A 13,060-nucleotide genomic window follows, 5' to 3' on the forward strand; every position below is an offset into this window, starting at 1 on the left:
CTCTCAATTCTGCTTCGGGTCGAGCACGTCGCGCAGACCGTCACCGAGAAAATTGAAGGCCAACGATACGAGGAAGATCGCAATGCCGGGAATGGTGGCAACCCACCATTGTTCGAAAATGAAGCGCTTGGCAGTGGCAATCATCGCACCCCATTCAGGCGATGGCGGTTGCGCGCCCATTCCCAGAAAGCCAAGGCTTGCAGCGGTGATGATGATCGAGCTCATGTCGAGCGTAATACGCACAATGACGCTCGGTACACAAAGCGGCATGATGTGACGCAGAATGATACGGAAAGGCGATGCACCAGTCAGCTTGGCTGCTGCGATAAAATCGCTCTTGCGCAGGGTCATGGTTTCCGCACGAGCCAGACGTGCATAGGGTGGCCAGGCGGTCAAAGCGATTGCAAGCACAGCGCTTTCGACACCTGGCTTCAGCGCAGCCACAAAGGCAAGGGCAAGGATCAATCGCGGAAATGCAAGAAAGACATCCGTGACACGCATCAGCGCCGTATCGACAATACCGCCGAAATAACCCGCTATGCAACCGATGAAGAGTCCGATTGGCGCAACGAGAATGACGACGGCGATAACCATTCCAAGGGTTACGCGACCCCCGTAAAGAATACGCGATAGAATATCGCGGCCAAGTTCGTCGGTCCCAAACCAATGCGTGGAAGTTGGAGCAGAAAGACGATTACCGAGATCCTGAACGCTCGGATCGTATGGCGCCAGAAACGGTGCGGCCAGCGAAAGAACGACGAAAGCGACGATGATAAAAAGACCAATCATCGCGAGCGGATTGGCACGCAGGTTTACCCAGATGCGATACCGCCGGCCCCAATTGGCTTGCAAGCGAGAGGCGGGAGATTCATCCAGCGCCCAGTTATGAAAATTGGCAAAAATCATCGGACACGCGGATCCAGAATTTTATAGAGGATATCGGCGAGTAGATTAAGGCCGACATAGATGACGCCGATGAGCAGTGTCGCCCCAACGACAGGATTCATATCCGCATTCATCAGCGATACTGTCAGATACTGGCCAAGGCCGGGCCAGCTAAAGACGGTCTCTGTAACAACAGCACCTTCCAGTAGACCTGCATATGTAAGCGCCAAAACTGTTACAAGCTGCACGGCAACGGTCGGAAAGGCGTGTTTCCAGATGACCGAGGTGAGTGACAAGCCTTTCGCTCGTGCCGTAATCACGAATTCACCCTTCAGCGCGTCGAGCATGAAAGCGCGGGTCATACGCGTGATGTAAGCCATACTGAAATAGGCAAGGATCAATACCGGCTGTATCATGTGATAGATGGCATCCCGGAATGCATCCCAGTCACCCTCAATGAGGCTGTCCATCGTTAGCAAGCCGGTAACATGTGGGATCATACCCTCATAAATTATATCCTGCCGTCCAGGTCCCGGTGCTATATCGAGCGTCGCATAGAAGACGAGCAGCGATATCAATGCCAGCATGAAAACCGGAACGGAGTGACCCGCAAGACAGAGCACGCGGATCGTCTGGTCTACGACTGAACCCTGCCGGACGGCGGCCCATACACCCAGCGGAATACCAATCAGCGCGGCAACAAGGAGCGCCGCCGTTGCTAGTTCCAATGTTGCTGGGAAATAGCGGGCGATGTCCTGTGTCACCGGATTGCGGGTCAGGATCGAATTGCCGAAATCACCGTGCAGCACTTGTCCTACATAGTGCACGAACTGGACCACAAGTGGCTGATCCAGACCCATCTCTGCGCGGACACGCTGGATAACAGCCTCCGGTGCGTTGTCGCCAACTGCAGCAATGACAGGATCGACGGGCATAACGCGACCGATCATGAAAGTAATAACCATAAGTCCGAACAGCGTGATCAACACGCTGCTCAGGATACTGGTCAGGTTCTTGAGGCTTTTCTTCACGCCTTGGCGATCCCAGCATAGGAATGAGAATCCGACAGGACGCCGAGACGCATTCCAGTAACCTCCTTGCGGCAGGCGGCTGTTGTAACGGTCTGAAGCATCACGATAAACGGACTGTCATTCATAAACTCGCGCTGCAAATTCTCGTAAAGCTCAATGCGCTTTGCCGGATCGCGCTCATCGCGAGCTGCAATGGACTTCTTCGCGAAATACTCGTTCTGATACGACGAACGCCAAGCGAAGGGCTTTGTAGCTGCGTTGTCTGAATTGTCTGGATTGTTGCAGAACACATCAGCATTGGTATTCGGATCAAAGTAATCAGAACCCCAAGCGGTCAGCGCTATTTCGTGCTCCCGGGCACGCATTTTGGTGAGAACCTGACGGTTTTCTGCAGCTAGCAGTTCAACCTTGATTCCGATTTCAGCGAGGTTTGCCTGGATAGCCTGCGCAATATCGGGCCAAGGCTGAGCCGAATAGTGATCCATCTTGATGGTAAAGCCGTTGGCAAGACCAGCTTCCTGCATCAGCTTCTTAGCCTGCTCCAAATCCTTCTGGAACGGAGTGTCGTTAACCGCGCCAGGAAAGCCCTCTGGAATGATGGTCTGGTGAACTTTGTGCGTCAGCGGAACAATGTTCCTTTGTATCCCTTGATAGTCGATAGCCCACTTGATTGCCTGCCAGAGCTTCGGATTGGTGAGATTTTCAATCTTCTGGTTGAGAGACATCAGGCCTATACCGGCAATCGCTTTCGTCACGAGTTCGAAATCACCATTGCCCTGCAAAACACGCAACTGCTCGGACGTAAGATTGCGAGCAATATCAACGTCCCCCTTTTGGAGCATGAGAAGCTGCGAGGACGGGTCCGCAACGTGACGCAAAAGGATGCGCTTCACGTTGCCCTTGTATGCGCCATGCGGATTAACGTTCAGCATAATGCTTTCGCTCGGCTTCCAGGAAACAAGAACCCATTCACCCGAACCGGCGCTGTTCTTCTGGAGCCAGCCGTTACCGAGATCGTCACCGGAGGCATTCTCCAGAACGGTCTTCCTTTCCACAATGCTGGCGACACTGGCCGATAGGCAATACAACAAGAACGGCAGCGATGTCGATTGTTCGACAGTCAGCGTCAGCGTCGACGGGTCCGTGGCGACGATGCTCTTCTCCGCATTATCAGGTGTGAAACCGAACTGGCTGATGATGAAAGCCGGGCCTTTGTTCATCTTGATTGCACGCCGCAATGAGAAGGCAGCATCCTCAGCGGTGACCTGTGCGCCGCTCGCAAATTTTGCGTTCGGATCGATCTTGAAGGTGAAAATCTTGCCATCGGCGTCAGCTTCCCAGGATACCGCTATGCCGCCTTCCACCTGGTCGGGATTGGAAAGGCTTGGGTGCACCAGGCGCTGATATATGTTGTTGCAGATTTCACTACCAACAGCTTCAAAGCTCTCATGCGGATCAAGACTGGTCATATTGTCAAGTTGCTGGGCCACAACGAGAATGTCCTGACGTCCAGCCCCGATGGCCGGCAAAATGCTGGTGTAGGACAAGAATGGAACGGCAGCTGCGCCCGCCATAAAACCGCGTCTTGAAATCATTAAGAGCTCCTCATGCAACGCTTTCTGAAAGCGCCCTAACATCGGGCGCAATCTAACCAACGTTCTATCTCTGGATACATTTTTCAGCCTTCCGCTATCACGTCAGCGAAGCCAGGTGCCAATGCAGAATTTTGCACTCCCTATGCAGAGTTTGCATGAGGACAAACTAAAAGAGATATATCGCATCGAAGAACCACCGTTAATGCAGGCTCGTCATATCAAGTGACCGAAATCGCATTTGCAATTCTTCTCGCTTGGGTCCATCACCCCTCAAATCCTGAAATTGATTTCAAGAGGCTTCCCCATGGCGACAGAACATATGATACCCGTTTTCGATGGTCACAACGACGTGCTGTTGCGTCTATGGTCATCAGAGGCTTCCGCACCGGAAAGGCGCTTTCTTGAAGGCGAGAAAGTCGGGCATATTGACCTTCCACGCGCAAAGAAGGGCGGACTGGGCGGCGGTCTTTGCGCGGTATATGTGCCATCGCCTTCACGAGAACTCGACGCAAACGGCAATCTGGCAACGCCAAGCCAAATCGATGCAATGAAGGCAACGCTCGCTATGTCGGCTATCCTGCTGAAGATTGAACGAGCATCAGAAGGCAAAGTCCGTATCTGCCGAACAGCTGCCGATATTCGCGATGCCTTTGCCAAGGGCATTTTCGCTTCCGTCTATCATATCGAAGGTGTCGAGGCCTTTAGCGAAGACCTTGACGGCCTTTATGTTTTACATGAGGCAGGGCTGAGAACCCTCGGACCTGTCTGGAGCCGGCCGAATATCTTTGCCCACGGCATACCCTTCCGGTTTCCGGCGTCACCCGATATCGGTCCCGGCCTCACAGATCATGGTAAAGCGCTCATTCGCGCCTGTAACAAACTCAAAGTCATGGTCGACCTTTCCCACATGAACGAGAAAGGATTTTGGGATATTGCGGCGATTTCGGATGCGCCACTCGTGGCTTCGCATTCAAATGCTCACGCGCTTTGCCAGCAAAGTCGCAACCTGACCGACAAGCAACTTGATGCCATTCGCGATACTGGCGGCCTCGTCGGGCTTAACTTCGGCGTTTCATTCCTGCGTAAAGACGGAAAACGCGATCCTAATACAGATCTGAGCGAACTCATTCGCCATGCTGACTACATCGTTGACCGCATTGGGATCGATCACCTGGCTCTGGGTTCCGATTTTGACGGCACCACGATTTCTTCTACGCTCCGCGATGTCGGGGATCTACAGCTCGTCATAGAGGCTTTCCGTAAACACGGTTATGACGATGCCTCCATCGTCAAGTTGGCCCACGCGAACTGGATCAATGTGCTCGAGCGGACGTGGGGCTCCTAAAGGACAAATGGAAAACGATCTCACCCTTCTAGGGCGAGATCGAAAACGTGGTGGTGAATATGACCATCAAACATTTCCAGGAGACCCTTGGTGGCCTCCCGACTTTCATATCGCACCAGCGACGAAAGTGCTGCCGTCAAGGCGTCCTTACTGTCGTACACCGTCCAAAGCACCATTGGATAGGCTGGCGCACCGTCGTCCCGCTCGACAGCGTATAAAACACGCACTTCCCTGACACCGGGAAAGTCGAGCCACATAGGCATCAGAATATCGGCGACATAAGCTTTGAACGCATTTTCGCGTCCTGCATGAATAGCGCCTTCAAAAAAGGCCTGTCTGACAATCATGAAATAACTCAGTTTACCTTGGTAGGTGGGCTTTCGCCGGAAAAATATGCTGCAAGATTGGTGAGCACCAGTTCGCCCATTGCGACACGTGTTTCAACCGTTGCACTCCCCTGATGAGGCATCAGCACCGTATTTGGCGCGCTTAGAAAGTCTCCCCGGATCGTCGGTTCATTGACGAAGACATCGAGGCCTGCCCCAGCGATAGTTCCTTCATTCAAAGCAACCAGAAGCGCGTCCTCATCAACCACGCTGCCCCGGGCCACATTGACCAGATAGCCCCTGCTTCCAAGCGCCGCGAGAACATCCGCGTTGACGATGCCGGCTGTCGCTGCATTGGCAGCCACACAAACCGCGAGCACATCACTCTCCCGCGCTAGTTCCACTGGCGTCGCATGCGCAATCCAGCTCGTGCCAGCGACGGCTGAGCGGTTCCAATAATGTACTTCCATGCCGAATGCTTCTGCCCGCCGTGCAAACGACTTTCCTATCTGGCCAAGCCCCAGAATGCCGACCCGCTTACCCTTGGGGCTTACCCCGAGAGGAAATCCCTCGCGACGAGACCATTTGCCTTCCCGCACGAATTGGTCGCCCGTAACAACATGGCGCATAACCGCCAGCATGAGGGCGATGCCTGTATCGGCAACATCATCGGCCAGAACGCCCGGCGTGGTAGTGACGTGCACGTTCCGGTCCCGCGCGAAGCCAAGGTCGACCTTATCCGTCCCGACACCATTGATGGCGATCAGGCCGAGCGATTGCAGACGCTCAATCCATTCATTGGAAAGCCCCGTCCCGCCACCGGTAACAACGGCGCGAATAGTGCCGAGGCTCGCGTCAATGGCCGCCTTGTCTTCCGACTTGTATAGCCGAAGCACTTGGTATGTCGCGTCCAATCGTTCTTCGATCAACGGCATCATCGGCTCGATAAGAAGAACTTCGCTCGCCACATCAAACTCCGCTACTAAACTATTGGGGATAATCAGGAAATCTGACCTATGAACGCCTTCGTGCGCTCATGCTTCGGATAGCCGAAAAACTCCTCCGGCTCCGCCATTTCGAGGATTTGTCCCTGATCCATGAAGATGACGCGGTCTGCCACCTGTCGCGCAAAGCCCATTTCATGGGTAACGCAGAGCATGGTCATACCTTCCTTGGCAAGATCGATCATGGTGTCGAGAACTTCCTTCACCATTTCGGGATCGAGCGCCGAAGTCGGCTCGTCGAAAAGCATGATCTTGGGATTCATGCAAAGCGCACGAGCAATCGCTACACGCTGTTGCTGGCCGCCGGATAGCTGTGCCGGATATTTATCCGCTTGCTCAGGAATACGGACACGCTTGAGATATCTACGCGCTGTGTTTTCAGCTTCGGCCTTGGAAACACCTCGCACTTTTATCGGAGCCAGAGTGCAATTCTCAAGAACCGTCATGTGTGGAAAAAGGTTGAACTGCTGGAAAACCATGCCCGTTTCCTGCCGCACGATATCCACGTTCTTTCCGCCGGCCGTTAGATCGTGACCATCAACAATGATGCGTCCATCCTGAATGGTCTCAAGCTGATTTATGCACCGGATAAGGGTCGACTTTCCCGAGCCAGACGGGCCGCAGATAACGATGCGTTCACCGCGAGCGACATTCAGATCGATATCTCTGAGAGCGTGATAAGTGCCGTACCACTTATTCACCCCCTGCATGAGAACTGCAGGATCGGAGGCATCCTGGTGCGACGGGTTTGTCTTTCCCTGAGCCATCTGGTTCATGTCGAAAACTCACTTCGTGGGCTGGACCGTCATGCCCGTCGGATAGACAGGCATGACAGAATTCGCGAACTTACTTTGCCTGAGAAACAAAATCCGGTAGCGGCGTACCAAGCCACTTCTCGTGAATTTTGTTCAATTCGCCATCGCTCTTCGCTTTTTCGATGAATTTGTTGACGAATTCGAGCATTTCAGTCGAACCTTTGCGAACAGCGATACCCTGCACCTGCTGACTGAGCTGAATCTTCTGCTCATAACGACCCGGTGCAGCCTTTTCGATCTCGGCAGCAACGACGTTTGAAAGCCCGATCAAATCGACCTGTCCAGAAAGCAACGCCTGCACAGCGCTCGCGTCATCGTCGAAGCGTCGTATATTGGTATCCTGTGGAGCAATCTTGGTCACTGCCGTGTCTTGTGTCGAAGCACGTGCAACGCCGATGGTCTTGCCAGAAAGGTCTTCTGGCTTGCTAACAGCGGTATCCTTCGGTCCAAACACGCCAATCGAAATGCCGGCATAGGGCTGCGAAAAGTCTACGCTCTTGGCCCGCTCCTCGGTAATGCCCAATGAGGCAACCAGAACGTCAACCTGCCCGCTCTGTAGATAAGGAATACGGTTAGGACCGGTAACGGGCACAATCTGAGCTTCAACGTCCAGTTCCTTCGCCAGCAACTTCGCCACATCCGCGTCATAACCATCCGGCTCGTTGCTGGTATTCATGATGCCAAACGGCGGAAAATCGACCAGCATGCCGATCTGGATTTTCCCGGCAGATTTAATGCCGTCTACGGTCTGCGCGATTGCAGCCGACGCGAAAGCGGTTGCCAGAGCACCCGCACCAATCAAGGCCATTGCCAGACGTCTGGTGATAGTCATGTGGATTCCTTCCCTGTTAAGTGCCGATCTCCTCACCGACACTGTTTCATTGCTTTTTCGCCGCGTTTCCCATCGCGATATCGTTTCACATTTACCGAGCAGTAGCGCGAGAAAGCCTTGCTTCCATGCGGCGCGCCAAAATGGATAGCGGCCAGCACAAGACAAAATAGACAGCCGCTACCGTGCCAAACACCATAAACGGGCTGAACGTTGCGTTGTTGATGATCTGCCCCTGTCGCGTCAGTTCTGTAAAACCGATGATCGCGGTGAGCGAAGTGCCTTTGATGAGCTGGACCAGAAAGCCCACCGTTGGCGCAACGGAAATGCGTGCTGCTTGCGGCAAGATTACGTAGCGCATGCGATTATAGTAACGTAGCCCGAGCGCTGTGGCGGCTTCTCGTTGGCCGGGTGGTACAGCATCAATACAGCCACGCCAGATTTCTCCGAGAAAAGCGCTCGCATGCAATGTAAGTGCAATGGTAGCGGCAATCCATGGATTGATACCCAAACCGAAAATGTTAAGACCGAAAAATACAAGGAACAGCTGCATCAGAAGTGGCGTACCCTGAAACAGCCGGATGAAACCGAGTGCGACGTAACGCGGCACACGAGCGCCCGAAACACGCATCAGTGCAACAAGCAGTCCCCCGATGCCACCGCCAACAAAGGCAATAGCTGAAAGAGCGATGGTCCATTGCGCCGCATAGACGATAATGAGAAATTCGTTCCAGCCGAAAGGTCTGATCATGGCCTGCTCCTATCGGCTCAACGGGTATTTGAACGCCACTTTCTCGATCAGCGTAAAGATCGCCGAAAATCCGATAGACATGACGAGGTACATGAGCGTGATTACAATATAGACCTCGAAGCTCGCAAAGGTCGCTGATTGAAGATCGTTTCCGGCAGCTGCAAGCTCATTGGCAGAAATCACCGAGACAACACTCGACGTCAGCATCAGATAGATGAACTGGCTGGTGAGCGACGGGTAGACAGTCCGCAAAGCCGGTTTCATAACGATATAGCGGAAGATTTGCAGCTTGGAGAGACCGAGCGCGGTTCCGGCTTCCACCTGACCTTTATGAATGGATTCAATGCCAGCGCGAATAATCTCTGTACCATAGGCGCCGAAATTCACCACCAATGCAAGAAGTGCGGCGTTGTTGGGCGACAGGCGTAACCCGGCAGACGGCAAGCCAAAAAAGATGAAGAAAATCTGCACCAGAAAAGGTGTATTGCGGATGATTTCAATATAAGCGTCGATAATGAAGCGGACCGGCTTGGGGCCAGACGTTTTACTCACGGCGCAAATAATCGAGACAATCAAACCGAGCACCATAGCAGCACAGGAAAGCTCAATCGTCTGCCATGCACCGACAAGCAGCTTGTCCATCGACGCGAAAACGGGCGCGAAGTTGAAATTGTACAATGCTGAACCTCCCGGTACACGAATTATGCCGACATTCCTCCCGACGGCAATAATTTTAGATCGATCTAAATGTGTTTAGGCTCACTCGTCAATCACTAATTGGGACTACACGGCAGATGCTTTCGCAGGCCCGCACGACTGTCTGACCTGTAAGTATGTTTCGCTGACGATCCGCTGTGCCGGCCTTTCCAAGTTTGCCAAGCGAGAAAGAAGTAGTCGAGCGGCGTTTTGGCCAACAGCAACAGGGCGGGTTGACACGGAACTCAATCGCGGCCGCGTCGCTTCAGCATCGCTTACGTCATCGAAGCCTATCAAAGAAAAATCGTCGCCTATCTTTCGCCGGCAGTCGTAAAGGCCCGCTGAAAGGCCCAGCGCGATCACGTCATTGAAACAGATTGCCGCTGTCGGCTCCCGACCTTCCTGGAAAAGTACAGGAGCTGCTTTGGCAATTTCCGGCATTGTATGTGCGAAGCGAACAATCATCCCAGGATCAAGCCCTTGCTTTTGCATCGCATCGCGAAACCCCTCGACACGTTCGCGATATGCTGAATGAACCGGACCATGTACAGCAAATGCGATTGTCCTATGCCCCAGTTTGGCAAGATGGTTGACCGCCTGCCGCATACCACCTGCATAATCAACACCCGCATAGTCAATTCGGTCCGTGACATGGCGCAACACCTGCACTACAGGCAAGCCCCAGTCCGCGATCTGTTCGATGACTTCCGGTGTGGTTTCTGCAGTTGGTGAAATGATCACGCCATCAACACCATGTTCGCGCATGCGCTGCATGAGAGTGCTTTGATTGGCAAAGTTCTCATGACTGTTCGCGAGAAGAACCACCAGTCCCGCTTCACCTACGACACTGTCTATTCCTGAAAGTAACTCGCCGTAAAACGGATTGCCAAGAGTCGGTACGATTACCCCGACCGTGTTCGACCGCTCTGCCCGGAGACTGGCCGCACCCATATTGTATACATAGCCCAGCTCCTGAAGGGCTTTCTCGACTTTTTCACGTGTCGCCGCTCCCACCAACGGGCTTTTGCGAATGACGAGGGAAGCCGTCGCGCGTGATACATTGGCGTAGCGTGCCACATCCAAAAGCGTAACGCGACTTTTCCTGCGATCATCACTCGGCATAACTTCACCTGTCGGTAAGTTGGGTGTCCGATCCGGCTAAGGGCAAAACTCAATAGAACCGTTGGCCAGATTCGAAAAGCATATATCAGTTCAGTCTGGCGCATTGGTCAATCCGCCGACAGCAAACTCGTGATCGTCCGCGGGGTTGGCATTTTTGCAGCATTCATGATGTCTTAATTATACACATGTTCTCCCATGATTATCACTTCCCTTTCGCTTATTTTCATTCTTGGCGCTTTCGTTTTCGTATTTATTCTGCCATTGGAAGAATCGAAGGTTGATCCTTTGAGAAAAATTGCATTCATATAAGTGCAATGAATATAACGCAGATGTCGGAACTCTGAGCCCCTTACCAAAGAGCTCAGCTGTTCACGCAATCTCACACTTGAGGAGGAAACATGCTTATCCGTCTGATTACAACTTCGGCGCTGACGAGTGCCCTCGCCCTCACCATCGGTTCGCAGGCATTGGCCCAGACGGAACTGGCCTGGTGGCACGGTATGACCGGTGCTAACAACGAAATGGTTAATGAGCTCTCGAAGGAGTTCAACGAAAGCCAGAGCGAATACAAGGTGGTTCCCGTTTATAAGGGAACTTATCCCGAAACGTTGAACGCCGGCATCGCCGCGTTCCGCTCCAAGACCCCCCCAGCGATCATCCAGGTCTTCGACGCTGGCAGTGGCGTGATGATGGCTGCCGAAGGCGCCGTCGTTCCTGCCGCCGAAGTGCTCGAGAAAGGCGGCTACAAGTTCGACAAGTCGCAGTATCTACCGGGCATCGTGGCTTATTACTCCAAGCCAGACGGCACAATGCTGTCCTTCCCGTACAACTCCTCATCGCCGATCCTTTATTACAACAAGGACGCCTTCAAGAAGGCTGGCCTTGATGAGAACACTCCGCCGAAGACTTGGCCGGAACTTTTCGAAGCCGCCAAGAAGATCAAGTCCAGCGGCGCGGCACCGTGCGGTTTCACCTCCACGTGGCTCACCTGGATTCAGACAGAGAACTTTGCCGCCTGGAACAATGTTCCCTACGGCACAAATGAAAACGGCCTAGGCGGCACCGACGTCAAGCTTGAAATCAATTCTCCGCTTTACGTCCAGCATTTCCAATCGATCGCTGATCTCGCGAAAGACGGTACGTTCCGTTACGGTGGCCGCACATCGGAAGCCAAGCAGCTTTTCACTTCTGGTGAATGTGCAATGCTGACTGAATCCTCCGGTGGTCTTGGCGACGTTGTTAAGTCGGGCATTAACTATGGCATCGGCCAGTTGCCTTATTATGAAGGCCATGGTCCGCAAAATACGATTCCGGGCGGCGCATCCCTTTGGGTCTTCGCTGGCCTTAGTGACGAGCAGTACAAGGGCGTTGCGGAATTTTTCAACTTTCTCTCGCAGACCAAGATTCAGATCAAGTTGCACCAAAAGTCCGGCTACCTGCCTGTAACACTGGCTGCATACGACGAAACCAAGAAGTCGGATTTCTATGAGAAGAATCCGGGCCGCGAAACACCTATTCTTCAAATGATGGGCAAGGCACCGACTGAAAACTCGAAAGGCGTTCGCCTCGTCAACCTGCCGCAAGTACGCGATATTCTGAACGAAGAATTCGAAGCTATGCTCGGAGGCAAGCAGGACGCGAAAACTGCGCTTGAAAACGCCGTCAAGCGTGCCAACGACGCTATTGCAGCAGCCCAGTAATCGATCACATTGACACAACGCCGCCCACCTCCATGGCGGGCGGCCTTGTCATCCCACGAGGACACTCCCCGTGCAGAAAGTCACCTTTCCAAATAAAATCTTGCCTTACTTCCTGCTAGCCCCGCAGATCGTTCTGACTGTGGTGTTTTTCTTCTGGCCAGCCAGTCAGGCAATTTATCAGTCCTTCATGCGTGAAGACGCATTTGGGCTCAAGTCCACCTTCGTGGGACTGGCAAACTTCACAACCGTTCTTGCCGACCCTAACTATCTACACTCATTCAAAGTGACGATCGTCTTCAATGTCCTAACCGCATTGCTTGCTATGGGTGCAGCACTGTTGCTTGCGACGGCAGCGGATCGCGTTATCCGTGGCAAGACGTTCTATCGTACGCTTCTGATCTGGCCCTATGCAGTAGCGCCCGCCGTAGCTGGTATGTTGTGGCTCTTCATGTTCAACCCGGCGATGGGCACTTTTGCCTATATTCTGCGCGGTAATGATATTGCCTGGGACCCGCTACTTGACGGCGATCAGGCCATGGGCCTTGTAGTAGTAGCAGCCGCATGGAAACAGATCTCGTATAATTTCCTTTTCTTTGTTGCAGGACTACAGGCAATTCCTAAATCGTTGATCGAAGCTGCAGCCATTGACGGCGCCCGTGGATCGAGGCGGTTCTGGTCGATCATTTTCCCACTGCTTGCACCGACTTCTTTCTTCCTGCTGGTGGTAAACACTGTTTACGCTTTCTTCGATACATTCGGTATCATCCACGCCGTTACCGGCGGCGGGCCGGCAAAAGCCACCGAAACGCTGGTTTACAAGGTTTACAATGACGGCTTCGTCAATCTCAACCTGGGCTCATCTTCGGCGCAATCGGTTATCCTGATGGCAATCGTTATTGCCTTAACTGCGTTCCAGTTCCGCTTCGTCGAGAAGCGCGTGCATTATTCGTGAGTGAGGCGA

The 13,060-nt window shown here is 53.2% G+C and carries 13 protein-coding genes; 3 read left to right on the forward strand and 10 right to left on the reverse strand.

The features are described 5' to 3' along the window. Nucleotides 1-3: 3 nt before the first annotated feature. From nikC to FJQ48_RS06665, 3 genes are read right to left on the reverse strand one after another with little or no spacing between them, the layout of a single operon-like run. Complete coding sequence (nikC, locus tag FJQ48_RS06655) at nucleotides 4-906, reverse strand: nickel transporter permease (RefSeq protein ID WP_139974394.1); 903 nt, start codon at nucleotides 904-906, stop codon at nucleotides 4-6. Beyond that, a complete protein-coding gene (locus FJQ48_RS06660) occupies nucleotides 903-1,916 on the reverse strand; it encodes an ABC transporter permease (protein WP_139974395.1) in 1,014 nt (337 codons plus the stop codon). The genes nikC and FJQ48_RS06660 overlap by 4 nt, the downstream gene beginning before the upstream one ends. Next, nucleotides 1,913-3,511 (reverse strand): ABC transporter substrate-binding protein, encoded by a 1,599-nt coding sequence (locus FJQ48_RS06665; protein ID WP_139974396.1) that lies wholly within the window; start codon nucleotides 3,509-3,511, stop codon nucleotides 1,913-1,915. The genes FJQ48_RS06660 and FJQ48_RS06665 overlap by 4 nt, the downstream gene beginning before the upstream one ends. Nucleotides 3,512-3,815: 304 nt before the next feature. On the opposite strand from FJQ48_RS06665, the gene FJQ48_RS06670 reads away from it, so the two are divergent. Beyond that, complete coding sequence (locus FJQ48_RS06670) at nucleotides 3,816-4,856, forward strand: dipeptidase (protein WP_139974397.1); 1,041 nt, start codon at nucleotides 3,816-3,818, stop codon at nucleotides 4,854-4,856. Nucleotides 4,857-4,876: 20 nt separating this feature from the next. Here the strand turns inward: FJQ48_RS06670 and FJQ48_RS06675 are convergent, their stop codons facing one another. From FJQ48_RS06675 to FJQ48_RS06705, 7 genes are all read right to left on the reverse strand, one after another. Further along, the gene (locus FJQ48_RS06675) at nucleotides 4,877-5,203 is read right to left on the reverse strand and encodes a hypothetical protein (protein WP_139974398.1); all 327 of its coding nucleotides are present in this window, start codon (nucleotides 5,201-5,203) and stop codon (nucleotides 4,877-4,879) included. Nucleotides 5,204-5,211: 8 nt separating this feature from the next. Then, nucleotides 5,212-6,150, reverse strand: coding sequence for a 2-hydroxyacid dehydrogenase (locus tag FJQ48_RS06680; RefSeq protein ID WP_180350141.1), 939 nt, complete (start codon nucleotides 6,148-6,150; stop codon nucleotides 5,212-5,214). A 32-nt stretch (nucleotides 6,151-6,182) separates the two neighbouring features. Further along, nucleotides 6,183-6,962: an amino acid ABC transporter ATP-binding protein gene (locus FJQ48_RS06685; RefSeq protein ID WP_139974399.1), complete on the reverse strand. Its 780-nt coding sequence runs from the start codon at nucleotides 6,960-6,962 to the stop codon at nucleotides 6,183-6,185. A gap of 70 nt (nucleotides 6,963-7,032) precedes the next feature. Further along, nucleotides 7,033-7,833 carry a transporter substrate-binding domain-containing protein gene (locus tag FJQ48_RS06690; protein WP_139974400.1) on the reverse strand — a complete coding sequence of 267 codons (801 nt, stop codon included), beginning with the start codon at nucleotides 7,831-7,833 and terminating at the stop codon, nucleotides 7,033-7,035. Nucleotides 7,834-7,924: 91 nt separating this feature from the next. Then, nucleotides 7,925-8,581 (reverse strand): amino acid ABC transporter permease, encoded by a 657-nt coding sequence (locus tag FJQ48_RS06695; RefSeq protein WP_139974401.1) that lies wholly within the window; start codon nucleotides 8,579-8,581, stop codon nucleotides 7,925-7,927. A 9-nt stretch (nucleotides 8,582-8,590) separates the two neighbouring features. Further along, complete coding sequence (locus tag FJQ48_RS06700; RefSeq protein WP_139974402.1) at nucleotides 8,591-9,259, reverse strand: amino acid ABC transporter permease; 669 nt, start codon at nucleotides 9,257-9,259, stop codon at nucleotides 8,591-8,593. Between the two features lie 105 nt (nucleotides 9,260-9,364). Continuing rightward, the gene (locus FJQ48_RS06705; RefSeq protein ID WP_139974403.1) at nucleotides 9,365-10,399 is read right to left on the reverse strand and encodes a LacI family DNA-binding transcriptional regulator; all 1,035 of its coding nucleotides are present in this window, start codon (nucleotides 10,397-10,399) and stop codon (nucleotides 9,365-9,367) included. A gap of 398 nt (nucleotides 10,400-10,797) precedes the next feature. Between FJQ48_RS06705 and ugpB the strand changes: the two genes are divergently transcribed. Together ugpB and ugpA are read left to right on the forward strand one after the other, a co-directional pair. Continuing rightward, entirely contained in the window at nucleotides 10,798-12,099 is a 1,302-nt protein-coding gene (gene ugpB / locus FJQ48_RS06710; protein WP_180350142.1) for a sn-glycerol-3-phosphate ABC transporter substrate-binding protein UgpB, read from the forward strand. A 70-nt stretch (nucleotides 12,100-12,169) separates the two neighbouring features. Beyond that, nucleotides 12,170-13,051: a sn-glycerol-3-phosphate ABC transporter permease UgpA gene (gene ugpA, locus FJQ48_RS06715; protein WP_139974404.1), complete on the forward strand. Its 882-nt coding sequence runs from the start codon at nucleotides 12,170-12,172 to the stop codon at nucleotides 13,049-13,051. Nucleotides 13,052-13,060: the final 9 nt, after the last annotated feature.

Source organism: Ochrobactrum sp. CGA5 (genome assembly GCF_006345815.1).
Lineage (GTDB): Bacteria > Pseudomonadota > Alphaproteobacteria > Rhizobiales > Rhizobiaceae > Brucella.

What these genes read in the sequence shown, in the direction of transcription:
- nikC (WP_139974394.1), bottom strand. Translation starts at nt 906, where the DNA reads ATGATTTTTGCCAATTTTCATAACTGGGCGCTGGATGAATCTCCCGCC.
- FJQ48_RS06665 (WP_139974396.1), bottom strand. Translation starts at nt 3,511, where the DNA reads ATGATTTCAAGACGCGGTTTTATGGCGGGCGCAGCTGCCGTTCCATTC.
- FJQ48_RS06670 (WP_139974397.1), top strand. Translation starts at nt 3,816, where the DNA reads ATGGCGACAGAACATATGATACCCGTTTTCGATGGTCACAACGACGTG.
- FJQ48_RS06675 (WP_139974398.1), bottom strand. Translation starts at nt 5,203, where the DNA reads ATGATTGTCAGACAGGCCTTTTTTGAAGGCGCTATTCATGCAGGACGC.
- FJQ48_RS06685 (WP_139974399.1), bottom strand. Translation starts at nt 6,962, where the DNA reads ATGAACCAGATGGCTCAGGGAAAGACAAACCCGTCGCACCAGGATGCC.
- FJQ48_RS06690 (WP_139974400.1), bottom strand. Translation starts at nt 7,833, where the DNA reads ATGACTATCACCAGACGTCTGGCAATGGCCTTGATTGGTGCGGGTGCT.
- FJQ48_RS06695 (WP_139974401.1), bottom strand. Translation starts at nt 8,581, where the DNA reads ATGATCAGACCTTTCGGCTGGAACGAATTTCTCATTATCGTCTATGCG.
- FJQ48_RS06705 (WP_139974403.1), bottom strand. Translation starts at nt 10,399, where the DNA reads ATGCCGAGTGATGATCGCAGGAAAAGTCGCGTTACGCTTTTGGATGTG.
- ugpB (WP_180350142.1), top strand. Translation starts at nt 10,798, where the DNA reads ATGCTTATCCGTCTGATTACAACTTCGGCGCTGACGAGTGCCCTCGCC.